Genomic DNA, 15,921 nt, shown 5'->3' with positions numbered 1-15,921 from the left:
TCCAAGATAACTATTCATGGCAGATGTAAGTGTAAATAACAAATTACTTAACTGGAATCGCACCAGTTTCAGCAACAATGGCTTGTCCATCTGAACTTAAAATGAAATCAATAAATTGTTGTCCTGCCTCTGTTAAATTTTCTTCCTTGTGAACAAACAAGAATGGACGTGCTAGTTGATATGTTTGGTTCAGAACATGATCCGGTGTTGCTTCCACGCCATTAATGTCCAACGTTGAAATAGACTCATCCACATATTCGAAGGAAACAAAACCAACTGCATGTTTATTTGTTGCAACAGTCGTTTTAATATTTCCGTTTCCACTTGCGATAATGGCACTTCTAACTAACTCCCCTGACGAGTAGTCTACGATTTCCTGGAATGCATCACGTGAACCTGAGCCATCTTCGCGAGAAACAACGACAATTTCCATATCATCTCCGCCAAGCTCTTTCCAGTTCGTCACCTCACCAGTGAATATTTTCTTCACTTCTTCCAACGTGAGATCTTTCACTTTGTTCGTCGGATGGGTGACTACTACAATGCCATCGAAAGCAATAATTGTTTCTTTCAATCCGCTTTCGATCTCTTCCTGTTTTAAATCGCGGGAGGCCATACCGATTTCAGAAACCCCATTGATTGCATTTGTGATCCCCGCTGAAGATCCGATCTGATTAATTTCTATTTTAACATCCTTGGTCTCTTCATATTTATATGCTAATTTTTCAGCTAACGGTCCTACAGATGTAGATCCGGAAATAGCAATTGTCGGTACACCTTCTTTTGAAGCTTTGGTACCTCCCTCGTCATTGTTGCCGCAAGCAGCTAATACAACGGCTAAAGAAATAACCAATAATCCTTTCGTTACTTGCCTAATTAATTTCATAGTTGTCCCTCCGGCATGAATTGTTGACCCAATGTAAATAATAATGCCCATTTGTAAATTTTAATAGGTGTTATTGTAAAGGTTTTGTAAATTCTATTTACACTTTCTGAATTCTACGATATATAGATCTTTTTGGAATTCCTTCTTGATCGTTTGATTTCTTTATTTATTCCTTCCCTTTTTCAATCAAACTAATCTAATTTCGCAATCGTTTACTTATAATAAAAAATATTTCCACTTTCGAAATAAAAGAGGACTTTCCAAGGAATGTCACGAAAGTCATATGTATAAAGGAAAGGAGGGGCTCAAATATGAAGCCACCTGTAGCAAAACGCATTCCCCATCCCCATAAATTGCATGGCGATGCGCGGGAAGACGACTATTATTGGCTGAAGGATCGCACCAATCCGGAAGTCATCCAGTATTTAGAGGAAGAAAATCGGTATTACGATGAAATTATGCGTCCCCTCGAGGAACAAACCGAACAGATTTATGAAAGCATGGTTGAACGTGTTCCCGATACGGAAGTGAAAGTGCCTGTGCAGCATGGACAATTCTTCTACTATTCTCGTTTGGATAAAAACAAACAATATCCGATATTTGCACGGAAGAAAGCAGCAAGCCGCGAGTCCTTGCACAATGTGCCGGAGGAAGTGGTGCTCGACCTGAATGAATTAGCGGAGGAAGACGATTACTTAAGCGTCACGGTGTCGCGATTGACCAACGATCATAACCGCCTCGCTTATTTGGAAAATCGTGACGGCACGGATCGGTATACGATCTACGTGAAAGATATTGGAACAGGTGAGCTTTTACCTGATCGGATACCGGATGTGTTTTTGTATGGCAGTGTAGAGTGGAGCCGGACCGCTGACTATATTTTTTATATTACTGTTGATGACAATCAGCGGCCTTGCAGGCTATGGAGGCATCGTTTAGGGAGTGACACGGAAAGAGATGAGCTGATCTATGAAGAAAAGGACGATACGTTTACACTATTCATTTCAAAATCGCAAAGCGGGAAATTTATCTTTGTGCATTCCTCCTCGAAAACAACGAGTGAAATTCGCCTATTAGATGCAGATTCGCCGTTAGCGCCTTTACAGTTGTTTGATGCCCGGCGTGATGGGATCAAATATGATGTCGAGCATTGGGAAGATGAATTGCTCATCCTGACAAACGAAGATGCACTGAACTTCCAGCTGCTTCGTTGTCCTCTCGATGATTTTCATGCGCGGACAAACGTAGTGGCATATAATGAGAACCGCTATCTTCAAGGTGTATACCCATTCCGTGACAAATTACTTGTCGCTGGCCGGGAAAATGGTTTGACGCAAATCTGGGTATTGCAAGATGGTGAGTTACAGCAGATTGAATGGGACGAATCCCTCTATACAGTGTCAATTTTGGATGACCAAGCCTACGAGACAGAAGAGGTATTGATCCAATACGAGTCTTTGCTCACACCAAAAACTACGTACGGGCTCGGTCTGCTCACCGGGGAGAAGCAACTTTTGCAAGTTGCTCCTGTCAGTGGTGAATATGACTCTTCCCGCTTCCGTCAAGAGCAGTTATGGGCTAAAGCCGAGGATGGCGTCAACGTACCGATGACAATCGTTTACCGAGAAGGGGCGCTCGATGCTGGGCCTGCGCCGTTGATATTGTATGGGTATGGATCGTATGGAGCAAACAGCAATCCGCATTTTGATCCGTATCGTCTTCCGCTCTTGGAAAAAGGAATTGTATTTGTGACAGCGCAAGTGCGCGGCGGTTCTGAAATGGGACGGCATTGGTATGAAGACGGAAAAATGCAAAACAAGCGAAACACGTTTACCGATTTTATCGCTGCAGCGAAACATCTTATTGACGAGGGTTACACAACCCCTAGCCTACTAGCAGCTCGCGGAGGCAGTGCAGGAGGATTGCTCGTAGGCGCAGTCGCCAACATGGCAGGAGAACTGTTTAAGGTCATCGTTCCGGCAGTGCCCTTTGTCGATGTCGTCACGACAATGCTCGACACGACGATTCCCCTCACCACACTGGAATGGGATGAATGGGGCGATCCACGGACGAAAGAGGACTATTTCTATATGAAGTCCTATAGCCCTTACGACAACGTGGAAGCGAAAGACTACCCGCATATGTATATTACGACCGGAATAAACGATCCACGTGTCGGCTATTGGGAACCAGCGAAATGGGTTGCTCGTCTGAGAGCTTTAAAAACCGATGAGAACACGCTTGTCATGAAAACAAATATGGGCGCCGGCCATTTCGGCAAATCGGGCCGTTTCAATCATTTGAAGGAAGCTGCGGAATGCTATGCATTCATTTTGGATAGGCTCGGTGTTACTGCAGAAATTCCAAACCCTCGTTAATCGAGGGTTTTTTTGATGATTGTCACCAACACAATTTGACTATACTGTCTTTCAAGGAGTGAATGACATGTATAAATTGTTGTCTCATAATGACTTGGATGGTGTAGGTTGTGGGATTTTAGCGAAGCTTGCCTTTGGGAAGCAAGTGAAAGTTCGCTATAATTCCGTTTCCGGTCTTGACCGAGAAGTGGAGTGGTTTTTGGGAAATGATGATCAGGAAACATTTCTGTTTATTACGGATTTGTCGGTCAATGAAGAAAATGAAGAAAGACTAGAGACGTTTTATCAAGATGGCGGAAAGATTCAATTGATTGATCACCACAAAACGGCGCTGCACTTTAATGAGTATGAATGGGGTCATGTTGTCGTTGAGGATAACGAAGGAAAACTAACGTCGGCAACTTCTCTATTCTATGACTATCTGGTGACACATCAGTTATTAGAGCCTTCTGACGCGATAGCCGAATTTGTCGAGCTCGTCAGACAGTATGATACATGGGAATGGGAGAAAAATAATAATCAGTCTGCACAGCGACTCAATGCTCTCTTTTTCCTAATTACGATTGATGAATTCGAGGAAAAAATGATCGAACGACTACTTCCAGATGACCATTTCCACTTTGATGAATTTGAGAAGAAAATACTTGATATGGAAGAGGATAAAATCGAACGGTATATTCGAAGGAAAAGACGGGAACTTGTCCAGTCGCAAAACGGAGACCTTTTCGCAGGAATTGTTTATGCGGAATCTTACCATTCGGAACTTGGCAATGAACTCGGCAAAGAATACCCGCATCTCGATTACATCGCCATCCTGAATATTGGAGGGAAACGAGTCGGTTTTCGTACAATCCATGATCATGTAGACGTATCGGAAGTTGCCGGGCATTTTGGCGGTGGCGGGCATGCGAAAGCTTCTGGATGCTCGTTGACTCAAGAGGCTTTTCAACAGTTTGTACTGGACACGTTCCATTTAGAGCCATTACGGGAAGATGCGCGGCGAAACCGCTATAATGTAAAACAGTCTTCGTTCGGTTCCTTGTATAAAAACCGAACGGAAGAGAGCTTTTTCGTCTATCCGGAAACTGATCAAGTATGGGCAATCGAACAAAACAACAGTAAGTTAGAACAAACCTTTACAAGTTTCGAGGAAGCGGAGCGTTTCCTCAAAAGAAACTACGAAGCATGGCTTGTACGCGATGATGCTTTTGTCAATTATTTAATCGAGCAGATTAGGGTTAATAAATCTGATGAAAAACCGGACGATTTGAATTAGATATAACACAATGAGAAGTGCCAGTACCCAATGAGTTAGAGACCTTGGGTATTTGGCACTTTTCATATGATGGCGTTTCCACTTACTTAGCTATGCAGACCTCCACTTAACGAAGGACGGTGTCGATATGAACCTGTCGGGATTTGGATAAGGCTTGTTTTTCCTTGTGTATTTAGCTTGTAAATAGCATCACTACTGTTCACATCAAACCCGAGAAGTGGGTGCCCTCCGAATCCGAGGGATGACGCGATAAGCAGCAACCTTTGCACCAGCATTCCCGCTTCCATTTGTTGAATTCGGTACCCTCGGTATCCCAATTCCGTATTGTAATAATTTTTGTCCCCAACCACTTGTAAACAAAGCGGTACTTGAAACAGATTTACATTGCTTCCGGACAATCCTTGCTGTAACCGTAATCGCTGATCTCCGAGTTGTACTTGGCGTAACGCATGGCTATCGCTATCATAGTGATAGGCACCGTCCGGAATACCCTCGACATTATACAGAGATCCATAAATGGAGACGCGGGACTTCTGATTCTTTTGAACTCCATCCAAATCATTTTGATACGAGAAGGAATCCATCGCTCCCTTAAGTAGTGTGGCAAGCTGAAGTTGACGAACATTCCCCAACACAAAATCTACGTCCGGTGAAAATCGCTTTCGGGAGACCGATGCCAAATCATACGATAATTGCTCCACATAAGGCAAATTCATTATTTGTTCCTCGTCATTTATGTGCTCCTCTTTAATCTGACGAAACGATTTCGTTGATTCCAACATAGATGCTTCATTCATCTTTGTTAACATCGGAAACTCCAGAACCCTTCGTGAGTGAACGTAATGAGTAGACTGAATCGCCGGCAACTCTTGGCATAATTCAGTTGCAGTATCCTCCCCATCTATGTTACTTCTGTTGAAGCAGCTTGTTAATTCCACAGATAGCGGAATGACTGCATACACACTTTCCTCTTGTTCGGAAAGCCCAAGGAGATGGTTGATGGCCCGATCAAGGTACTGGAAGTATACCGAAGAGCCGAAACCAAAACATTTTGTAACTTCCAGTAATTGTCCAATTAGAACACCAGCATCCAATCCTTGAAGACGGTAGGAAAAGTTATTATATTTAAAGAAATTCTTCCAAAACATTGTCGATACAAAAACAGTTCCAAAACAATTGGATAGGTCACAGCGATTACCAAGTGCCCGGGATATATATGAATCGAAATTTCCTTCGCGCAGCAACACTAAGCGGTGATGTGCAACATCATAATGGTATACACCGGCAGGCAAATCCTCTATCTTCAAATACACGTACAATTCGTTGGGATACAGCGCTCCACCTGAAGGAACAAACCGTCGTTTCGATTGCATTATGTTCATGGCTGGATCGCTGAATTCCAAGTTCATGATTGACTCGCTAAATTGAGTAAGACCAAATACATACCAGAGTAAATGACCGAATTTGCTCTGATCAGGCTTTGTAGGTACCTCCGTCCTTTTAAGCATCAATGGTACTTCCGAAGAAAGCGGAATCACCGGTAAACCGCGGTAGAGCTTATACGGTAGCGGTGCATCGCCCCAATCCACTTCCCAGTCTGGCGGGGTTACTTTGTCAATGTCAAAATGGAGATTGTGCAGAAATGCCTCAAGATTCATCCTCCTACCTCCTAACGACTGGTTATGGGAACGGATGCGGATATGGATTGAGCTGTTCAAGGGTTAGCGGTTGTTCCTTATATCCAAGTTCCATTGGCACATGCAGCACTCTCTCAAGCCCTGTTAGTCGGATAAGGTGTTGACCGAATGTCATCGGCAGCATCCCCGGGATCAGGACTTTAACGCAAAATAGTCCGTTTTGTTTGAGTTCCGGTGTCGTTTGGTCCACTACGATTACATCGAGGTTCAACCTCCTGAACGCCTGGAGAATATCCCGTAGATCTTCCGTAAGGTCTACATGCACTGCCTCCCATTTGAATTCCTCGTCAAACGTTCGCAATGGCCGATTTTCATCTAACAAAAACTGTAGGCGTTCTTCTGCTTCCGGCAACCCATACAACATCCCATGATGATCCATCTTACGTACCAAGGAAGAGTCTTTCAACATTTGCAAATACTCCTCCCGGTTTGCTTCTAAATTCCCGTCAAGTATTAGCATCATACCAGCCAACTCATGAATCGAGCTTTTCGCCGCACGTATCGGATCCAGATGAGCACCTGCCGCAGCAATGATATTCATTCCCGTTTTTTTCCTGTTTTTCGCCAGTACCATAACACTTGGAATCCCGTTCTCCATCGTCGAGTTATAAAAATGAAGATCATACCCACAAACCGCCCGTACACGGTCAATCATCAGTATTAATTCTTGGTCATTGGTAGAATAAGGGTCAAGACGTGGAAGTGCCAGCTCTGCGTACCAAGTCATCAGGAACGAATCACGCTCCACAACTTCCATAATACCGTAGAAAATGGCCTCTTCTAAACTACCGCCTACCGCACAACCATTGGAAGTTTCATAAATGAATCCTTCACCAGAACTCACACTATAATAAGCAAGCAACTCCGGAATCAGAATCGGACGCTCTTCCAAAAACGAATAACCCCAAACCCAATCGATGGAACGATCAGGGTTAAACGCTTTGAACGGAAAGTTAGGCAGCTCATACTGCTCTTTTGAATGCACACCTACTTTAAGAGGATTAAGCGCTCGGTCTGCCAGATTGCGGTAGCTGTCATGAACTACTGTTCGTTTTCCACTTGGGGACAGACCACAGTACCGCTCCAACCCTTCCAAAATAGCCGTAGACTCACTAATCTTGTATGAATGGGTTCGGCCTGCTACACCCTCGTCTCCGCCAAACAACGGCAGATTAACATTTACATCGGCAAACGGAAGCCCAAGGTCATACATTTTACCATTTAACAAACCAGTCCGATTATCTAGATAATCCTTGCTTAGAAACTTTTGCAGTTCATCCATGGAACGACAACGGTAACTGTCAGGATTGTTTTTCGGACTAGATTGCAGTGTAATTCGGGCCGTGGCCGGTGAATCATCGGGTAATTGACTGCAGACTGGACACAATGAGTCAGGAAGAAACGAATGCCATGAACTCTTTAGCGATTTCAGATTGATGAAACATACACGACCTTCCGAATGAGCCTGATCTCCATTTAGTATGCTCTGTACCTCCGACTCGAGAAGATGCGCCATTTGCAATAATCCCGTACGCGATGCCCAAGCATCACTCGAAATTTCACCATGTTCCTCAAGTCTCTGTCCCATCTCCCAAGTCTCTTTACGGTCTCTTCCCGCCATGAGACGTCGCTTGTCTGCACACTGGGAGCAGCCTGGTATTTCCGGACGTACTAGTGGCCCAATCACTCCTTCTCCATATGAAACAAAACCCCGCAGCCAAGGGATACCGGTTGGCTGCAATACCTCTTCAGTTCTTTTTTGATTGGGATTCAAGGCATCGTGCAATACTAGAACCAGATCAGTTGTTTCTGGTACGCCCTCTTCGAAATCGTAACAGCGTATGACTTCGTATTGAGTGGATAAATCCTCGCTCACACGGTCAGCTAAGAATCCTTCTCCAACAACCATCACGACGGAACTCACCGGAATCCTCCCTCCTCACCTAACAACACGCCAAACACCCCTGCGAGCCCCTCTTTCAAAAACGGTTCAAATGCTAAATCAATTACTGATAGCCATTTGTGATTTTGTTCTAGGATTTGTATAGCGGAATGCAAAATCTCGGAGTGTCTTTTCTCATCATAAGCGGAGATCGCAAGGCGGAGTGGTACCTTTTCTTCCAGTAGAACGGACGAAACTTCCAGCGCTTGTGCACTGTTCATAAGGGCCTGTTGTAGCGCTTTTCGCAACGCTAATGTACTATTCAAATCTACACCACCATACCAGCGGTCATTCGTTCCGACCCAGATGACAGGGAAACCGTTCACTTCCTCTCCTAAGCCGATCGTCGGTGAGCCATGTATCGTAGTTAGTGCCTCCAAATAAAACCGGCAGCGTTCATCTTCCACCGTATCAACTTGCAACGGAGCAACCTGGATTTTTTTATTTGTTAGCTGAAAGCTTAGTTCTCTGTCCAAACACTTTTGCAGCCCCCGACAAATACCTTCCGCAACTGTTTCCCCCGCTCCAACTCCGATGAATTCCTTTATTTCTACTTCATTCTTCCTAGTTTCCTTATAGGAAGGCAGGGTCGCTACGAGTCGTTCAACCGCTTGTGATACATACGATTCTATCCCGGCAAGTCCCGCATTCCTCCGTGCTTCCTCATGCGTCAGACCTGCACAAACAATGTCTGGTAAAAGCTCAGCGGGCCCCTCCGACAATAGATCAACTGCCTGAACGCGACACTGAGATAAAGGCAGCTGCTTTAGATCTTCTTCCTCCCATTTATGAAAAATCCCTGATACTTCCGATGTCAACTGGCTGAAGTAAAGTAACAATTGATTATTTGTTTCATTTTCGTTTAAGCTTCTATTGAGACGTACATCCAAATCTGTTACCCATTCAGTAGACAAATGTCCATCCACTAAGGGATGGGGCAAAAATAAATGCCAGTTCCCTTCCAACGTATCTAGATCAAGCAGATAGAATAGATTCCTCTGTTCCGCTTCGGTCACTTCTGTAATTTCTTTAAACAATTCAAATGTGATGACATTGGCTAACATTGCCCCTGCTGTCGTAGAGAAAGCGGTGAACTGCTGCTCTTTCGAAAGTGCAGCTCGATGCATACGCCTCCACGCAGAATCCCAACACGTATTAGAGTCTGGATGGACTAGCGGACCCGCAAGACCCACGTCCTCATGACAAAGAGCAGGAAGAAACACCTTCTTCTCTTCCTTACAAATCTTTTGAAGAGCTCGGATTTCCTCTATATCGCCCTCCTGAGACACATACAAAATCGAATCAAACGGTTTAATAATTTCCCGCCAATCCTTCTGTAAACTGACCTCTTCCACCGCAATCTCGGCATCTGTATTACGGGCATGCTCCACAAGTTCCATCAACCGCTGTCTATTGGTCGGCACTGAGTCCGTTATTAGCATTTGGAACTTGGGCAATCCGGATTCAAGTAATGAAGAAACTAACGAAACAAAAAAAGGGCCAGCACCTACTGCCAACACTTTTGCCTGACGATAGGTTTGAAATCGGTACGCACTCGAATCGCCAAAACTGTCCAAAAACTCGATTTGGGAGGCATACTTAGTAAGAACCTGGTTAGACAATTCATGGGGAAGATCTTGGCTCACATCCCGAACATACTCATTTCGGTACAGCACTTCCGCAATTTCATATACACGATTGCGGTATGGAACAGGCAACCCATCTGTCAAATCCCCTAGCGTGAACTTCCCGTTGAACATCGGCAGCAGTTTTTCAATCCACTGACCAATACCATCTCCTTCCATACGAAAAGAACTTTTATTATTTCTAAAATACACACCACTATTTGAATCGGGGAGAAAAAATGTGTCTCTTTTCACTTTGAGTCGCATCATAGGGGTCAAGTTTGACATTTCGTTCCTCCTTTTAAATCGAAATTATGACCAACACTATAATCATATGTACCGTAACTTGTATCATATGTTTACCCTTCTATAGAAAAGTCCCTGCAACAAATGCAGGGACTATGGCAATCATGTTTTTCTTAGAAGCCGTGGCAACGGCCGCAGCGATGAAAACCGCAACGGAAACAACTAGAGCAACGGAAACAACTAAAGCAACCAAAGCAGCTAAAGCAGTTAAAGCCGCAACGGAAAAAGCCACCGCCAAAGCAACCGCCAATCCCAAAGCCTCCGCCAAAGCAACCGCCAATGCCACCGAGCTGCGCAGTTTGATTTGTTAAACCTCCGCTTTGGTCAAAAGCAACTGCCTCACCCGCATTGAAATCTCCAACATTCAACATCTGGAGATCATTCTGGAATTCATACATTCTTGACACCTCCTGATTTTTTTAATTAACAAGATGTGATATGAACGTGCAAGGGGAAGCACAATAAAAATAAGTTAAAATCAACTAGGTACTAGTTGAGTCAACCAATAGTTCATATACACTCCTTACCAATTTATGAAGGTTGGGTGGGTATTGCTACCGATTAAAACGCCCATTTCTATCGTCTAGGCATGGAGTATTTTGAGATAATTACCACCAAGAGAAGAACACGGCTAAAAAAATTGATAAAAAAGGGTAGCATAAAAATACCCAGAAATCGGAAATATTCATTTCACGAGATCTGGGCTTGGATCAGTAATGTTTAGTTTTAATATCATGTGTTTATTTTAGTTAGACAATTTAATGTCCCCTTATAATATATTCCCTACCTTTTTACCCCACGCCAACCCCCGTTCCTTCGTCACGTTTACAATAAAGTTTTGGCAAGAACCCTCATTTTCCCCCGCTTTTTCTTCACGTTTTGCGCGCTTCTTCACGCTTTTTGTTCACGTTTTTCTCTGTTTATAATAATGAATATAGAGGAATAGGTTCGAGGAATGTAGGACGAGCAGGTTCAAATGATTACTTAAATAATAGTTTCATTAAAGTCTAATTCCAAACAGCATACTGCCATATATTATAGATAGGTTAGTCTGTTAGGAGGTGAGTAAATGCTACATTTTTCACCAGGTCCAGGAAGATCCTTTCCCCCAAGAAATAGACAGGTATTTGGCCCTCAGTATCAGGGACAACAGTTTGGCTCTCCTTTTCAAGGACGACAATTTAGAGCCCCTTACCAAGGACGACAGTTGGTCTCTCCTTTTCAAGGACTACAATTTGGAGCCCCTTATCAGGGACAACAGTTTGGCTCTCCTTTTCAAGGACGACAATTTAGAGCCCCTTACCAAGGACGACAGTTTGGCTCTCCTTTTCAAGGACTACAATTTGGAGCCCCTTATCAAGGACGACAGTTTGGCTCTCCCTTTCAAGGACGACAATTTGGAGCCCTTTATCAAGGACGACAGTTTGGCCAAATTCACGACAATAGATGGGGCCCATCTTTCAGCCCTAACAATTCATCTCCAGGTAGTATTTTAGGAAACCTGCCGAACCATATCAACACATTTATGGGTCACGCCAATACCATATACAATGGATATAATTTGATGAGACAATTAGGATCTGTTATGGGTATGTTTAGATAGTAAATGCCGATGTTCTTTTATATATTGGACATCGGCTTTTTTTAAACAGTTGAAAATGGATGATTGATTTTTTTATAAAATGCAAGGGTTTATTGCTTTATTGCGGGCTACAGTTAGATTTCCAACCAAGCAACGCATTCCACATGGCTCGACTGTGGGAACATGTCAACGGGCTGTACTTCCTTCGTGCGGTAGCCGCCGTCTTCCAAGATTCGCAAGTCGCGCGCTAGTGTTCCTGGGTTGCATGATACATATACAACACGCTTCGGTTTGTATTCCAAGATTGTCTGCAATAGTTTTTCGTCGCAGCCTTTACGTGGTGGGTCAACGACTAGGACATCGAACCGTTTTCCTTCCGAGTACCATCTTGGGATGACGTCTTCTGCAGCGCCCGCTTCAAAATAGGCATTGGTAATACCGTTCAATTCCGCGTTCCGTTTGGCGTCCTCGATCGCTTGGGGGACGATTTCGACGCCGTATACTTCCTTCGCCTTTTGCGCAAGGAACAGAGAAATCGTGCCGATTCCGCAATATGCATCGATGACCCTTTCGTCACCTGTCAGCTGTGCATACTCGAGAGCTTGTCCATAGAGGACTTCGGTTTGTTCCGGATTCACTTGGTAAAAGGAGCGCGCAGATATTTCAAAGCGAATGTCACCGATCGTGTCGATGATGAACGATTTTCCGTAAAGAGGAATTGTTTCATTCCCGAAGATGACGTTCGTCCTCTCGCTGTTGACGTTTTGCATGATCGACGTCACTTCCGGTACCACCCGTTTAATGAGTTCAACTACCGCTTCTTTCTGGGGAAATTTCTTTTTGAGTGTCACGAGGACAACCATAATTTCTCCTGTCGCCTTCCCTTTTCGGACAATCAAATGCCGAAGCATGCCGCGATGAGACTTTTCGTTGTATGCTTCAAGACCAAGTGCGTGCATTTCGTGTTTCAACGTAGACATCAGTTCATCCGCTTCTTCGCTTTGTATAATGCATACGTCCGTGTCAACGATGTGATGGGTGCGAGACTTATAAAAGCCTGACACGACTTTGCCGTCCCTTTCACTGAAAGGGATCTGGGATTTATTGCGATAGCGCCACGGGTCTTCCATCCCTTTCACCGGATGGACAGGCACGTCCGGCAATTTCGCGATGCGGTCGATGACATCCCGAACCTGCTTTTGCTTTTGGATGAGCTGGGCCTCGTATGATAAATGCTGCAATTGGCAGCCGCCACATTCCCAAAACACATGGCACGGCGGTTCAATGCGATCCGGGGATGGCTTCGTCACTTTGAGCAGACGGGCGAACCCGTAGTTCTTCAACGTTTTCCCGACCTGCACATCGACTTCCTCGCCAGGCAATGCGCCTGGAATGAATAGCGGATAGCCTTCCACTTTGGCAACGCCTGATCCGTCATGCGTCAAATCCTCCACATAGACAGAGAGACGATCATTTTGATTTACAATATAAGACATGCTGTTTCCTCCAAATTTCGTATGTTCTCATCTTAGCACGTTTTCAATCAAAAGCGGAGGGCGGTGGCTTAGCCTCGACAGGCGTTGGAGGGCCTGAAAAAAAGGCGTTCTTTGCCTTTTCTTTCAAGCCCGAAACGACCCGAGAGGCTGCCACCCGTAGCTGGACGGGGAGACGAAAAAACAGACGCCGTCATGACGTCTGCTTTCCGTTACTCATCTTCCTTCCTCACCGAACCATCTCGATCCGCTACGAGAAACGCGATGACAATCGACGCAATGAGAATAATGAAAGGTGCATAAAAAACAATGAAACTATGCATGCCGCAATCCCCCTTTACGCATGATAATCCTCTTTTCCACGGACGTAGTTTTTATTGAATAGGAACAGTCGCATGAGCAGGACGAGCGACGGGATCAATAGGCAAAGTCCAAGAATGAAAGCTACAATGAGTGAAATTGCCATCACCGGGTTTGTGAAACTGTCATACAACGTCAAATGAGGATACAGCAAATACGGATAATGCGATACCCCGTATCCAAAAAACGCGAAAACAAATTGACCTAAAAGCAGGCCGACAGCCAAGCCGTAGCTGCGACGTTTCCATAGGAGCCAAACTGTCCCGGCAAATAAAAGGAACGAGATAAGGAACATTGGCCAAAACGTTAGAATATTATGATAACGCGCTAAATTATGTCTGCGGAGCTCGAAAATGATGCCACCTGCTGTAATAATTGTCGGCAACGACCAGGTGAGTGCATATTTCCGAAGCAGGTCTGTCGCTTCTCGGTCTTCGGCTTTATTCGCATACCACGTGAGAAAGACCGCCGAGATGTAAAGTGTCGCAGAAATACTAAGAACGACGATTGACCAAGTCAATGGACTTGTGAATAAAGCCCAGTAATCGAGCACCGGACGTCCATCCACCATATCGATGAAGCCGCCTTCGGAAATTGTCAGGACAATCGATAGCGAAGCAGGTAGCAACAATCCCGAAAGTCCATACATGAAGGAATAGCCTTTATGTCCCCTTGCGCCATATGTTTCGAACGCGTAATACGATCCGCGGATCGCCAGCAAGATGACACCGATGCTGACCGGAACAAGTAACGTCGTCCCATAATAAAACGCCGTTTTTGGAAAGAACCCGATAATCCCGACAAAGAAGAAGACGAGAAATACGTTTGTCACTTCCCAGACAGGAGATAAATATCGTTGAATAACCTTCGTTAAAATTCTCTGTTTCCCAGTCAGCAAGCTGTACGCGTTAAAAAAACCTGCTCCGAAATCTATGGCCCCGACGACAATGTAACCGAATAGGAACGTCCAAAGAACCGATATTCCTACGATTTCCAAGTTCATTGTACATCACCGCCCTTTTCCATTTGCCGATCTGCTAGTTCACGTTCGACTGGATTCTTGAGGAACATCCTTCTTAAAACGACGATCGTTCCGATGCCAAGGATCACATAGAGCGCTGAAAATAACATAAGCATCAGGTCCACTTGCCCGCTCGTCGTGGCAGCATCCTCAACCCGCATGATTTTTCGAAGAATCCACGGTTGCCGTCCGACTTCCGCAAGCCACCATCCCGATTCAATCGCAATGAATGTTAGCGGTGCGCCGAGGACAATGAGCCAGCGGAACCACCTTGTCGTCACACTTCGCCAACGACGTCTCATACCGATCCAGTACCATGCTGCAAGGAAGACCATCCACATGCCGATCAATACCATAATGTTGAATAAATAATGGATATACAGAGGTGGGATTTCATCTTCCGGGAATTGATCCAACCCGATTACTTCTGCGTTTGGGTTGCTATACGCCAGTAAGGATAGACCACTCGGAACTCTGATCGCGTACTTCACTTCTCCATCATTCATAATACCAAGCAAGACAAGCGGTGCATTTTCCTGCGTTTCAAAATGCCATTCTGCTGCCGCCAGTTTTTCAGGCTGATACTCGGCCAAATATTTACCGGAGAAATCCCCTATAATGGCAGTTGCAATCGAAAAAACCAGTCCTAGTTTCATCGTCAAGTGAAGAGCTTTCTTATGATAAATATGATCAGAGCCTCTCAATAATCGGAACGCAGCAATTGCCGCCAGCACAAAAGCCGCGGTCATATATGCCGTGACGACGACATGCGCTACTTTGGTCGGCATTGCCGGATTGAACATCGCGATGATCGGGTTAATGTTCACGAGTTGCCCATTTACGATGTCGAAGCCTTGGGGCGCGTTCATGAAGGAATTGACCATCGTAATGAAGACAGCAGAAAAAGAAGCACCGATTGCAACCGGTACTAGTAGCAGTAAATGCTTTTTTTGATTTTCGAACCGATCCCATGTATATAAATATATCCCGAGGAAAATGGCTTCAAAAAAGAAAGCGAACGTTTCCATGAAGAGCGGAAGCGCAATGACATGTCCTGCAAACTCCATGAAATTCGGCCAAAGCAACGATAATTGTAAGCCGATTGCCGTCCCTGTCACGACACCGACGGCGACAGTAATGACGAATCCCCGTGCCCATCGTCTAGCAAGCAATATATAATGCTCGTCGTTTTTCCGAATTCCGACCCATTGCGCAATCATAATCATAAGCGGGACACCGACACCGATTGTCGCGTAAATGATATGGAAGGATAAAGTCGTTTCCGTTAAGACACGCGAATAAAAAACCGCTTCTTCATTCCCCATCTATTTCCCCTCCCTCAACTTCCAAAAATT

The 15,921-nt window shown here is 44.8% G+C and carries 12 protein-coding genes; 2 read left to right on the top strand and 10 right to left on the bottom strand.

The window, feature by feature from the left end:
- Positions 1 to 43: 43 nt before the first annotated feature.
- Positions 44 to 886: a phosphate ABC transporter substrate-binding protein gene (locus MHZ92_RS16345; protein ID WP_239432777.1), complete on the bottom strand. Its 843-nt coding sequence runs from the start codon at positions 884 to 886 to the stop codon at positions 44 to 46.
- Positions 887 to 1,197: 311 nt separating this feature from the next.
- Here MHZ92_RS16345 and MHZ92_RS16340 point away from each other — a divergent pair, with 311 nt between their 5' ends.
- Positions 1,198 to 3,264, top strand: a complete 2,067-nt coding sequence (locus MHZ92_RS16340; protein WP_239432776.1) for a S9 family peptidase — start codon at positions 1,198 to 1,200, stop codon at positions 3,262 to 3,264.
- Positions 3,265 to 3,331: 67 nt separating this feature from the next.
- Positions 3,332 to 4,540 carry a DHH family phosphoesterase gene (locus tag MHZ92_RS16335; protein ID WP_239432775.1) on the top strand — a complete coding sequence of 403 codons (1,209 nt, stop codon included), beginning with the start codon at positions 3,332 to 3,334 and terminating at the stop codon, positions 4,538 to 4,540.
- 86 nt (positions 4,541 to 4,626) lie between these two features.
- Here MHZ92_RS16335 and MHZ92_RS16330 read toward each other — a convergent pair whose 3' ends face one another.
- The 9 genes from MHZ92_RS16330 to MHZ92_RS16295 form a co-directional block, all read right to left on the bottom strand.
- Positions 4,627 to 6,198: a SagB family peptide dehydrogenase gene (locus tag MHZ92_RS16330; protein WP_239432774.1), complete on the bottom strand. Its 1,572-nt coding sequence runs from the start codon at positions 6,196 to 6,198 to the stop codon at positions 4,627 to 4,629.
- A 22-nt stretch (positions 6,199 to 6,220) separates the two neighbouring features.
- Positions 6,221 to 8,161, bottom strand: coding sequence for a TOMM precursor leader peptide-binding protein (locus MHZ92_RS16325; RefSeq protein WP_239432773.1), 1,941 nt, complete (start codon positions 8,159 to 8,161; stop codon positions 6,221 to 6,223).
- The gene (locus tag MHZ92_RS16320) at positions 8,158 to 10,092 is read right to left on the bottom strand and encodes a putative thiazole-containing bacteriocin maturation protein (RefSeq protein WP_239432772.1); all 1,935 of its coding nucleotides are present in this window, start codon (positions 10,090 to 10,092) and stop codon (positions 8,158 to 8,160) included. The genes MHZ92_RS16325 and MHZ92_RS16320 overlap by 4 nt, the downstream gene beginning before the upstream one ends.
- A 131-nt stretch (positions 10,093 to 10,223) precedes the next feature.
- Positions 10,224 to 10,481 (bottom strand): hypothetical protein, encoded by a 258-nt coding sequence (locus tag MHZ92_RS16315; protein WP_239432885.1) that lies wholly within the window; start codon positions 10,479 to 10,481, stop codon positions 10,224 to 10,226.
- A 918-nt stretch (positions 10,482 to 11,399) separates the two neighbouring features.
- The gene (locus MHZ92_RS16310) at positions 11,400 to 11,567 is read right to left on the bottom strand and encodes a hypothetical protein (RefSeq protein WP_239432771.1); all 168 of its coding nucleotides are present in this window, start codon (positions 11,565 to 11,567) and stop codon (positions 11,400 to 11,402) included.
- 259 nt (positions 11,568 to 11,826) lie between these two features.
- Positions 11,827 to 13,188, bottom strand: a complete 1,362-nt coding sequence (rlmD, locus tag MHZ92_RS16305) for a 23S rRNA (uracil(1939)-C(5))-methyltransferase RlmD (RefSeq protein ID WP_239432770.1) — start codon at positions 13,186 to 13,188, stop codon at positions 11,827 to 11,829.
- Positions 13,189 to 13,397: 209 nt separating this feature from the next.
- Positions 13,398 to 13,508 carry a cytochrome bd oxidase small subunit CydS gene (gene cydS / locus MHZ92_RS21685; RefSeq protein WP_441347715.1) on the bottom strand — a complete coding sequence of 37 codons (111 nt, stop codon included), beginning with the start codon at positions 13,506 to 13,508 and terminating at the stop codon, positions 13,398 to 13,400.
- Positions 13,509 to 13,522: 14 nt separating this feature from the next.
- Positions 13,523 to 14,548 carry a cytochrome d ubiquinol oxidase subunit II gene (locus MHZ92_RS16300; RefSeq protein ID WP_239432769.1) on the bottom strand — a complete coding sequence of 342 codons (1,026 nt, stop codon included), beginning with the start codon at positions 14,546 to 14,548 and terminating at the stop codon, positions 13,523 to 13,525.
- Positions 14,545 to 15,891: a cytochrome ubiquinol oxidase subunit I gene (locus tag MHZ92_RS16295; protein ID WP_239432768.1), complete on the bottom strand. Its 1,347-nt coding sequence runs from the start codon at positions 15,889 to 15,891 to the stop codon at positions 14,545 to 14,547. The genes MHZ92_RS16300 and MHZ92_RS16295 overlap by 4 nt, the downstream gene beginning before the upstream one ends.
- Positions 15,892 to 15,921 lie beyond the last annotated feature (30 nt).

It is taken from the genome of Sporosarcina sp. ACRSL, from assembly GCF_022346605.1.
Classification (GTDB): domain Bacteria; phylum Bacillota; class Bacilli; order Bacillales_A; family Planococcaceae; genus Sporosarcina.
The sequence above is the reverse complement of the archived record's forward strand: the minus strand, read 5'-3'. Positions and strand labels throughout refer to the sequence as shown.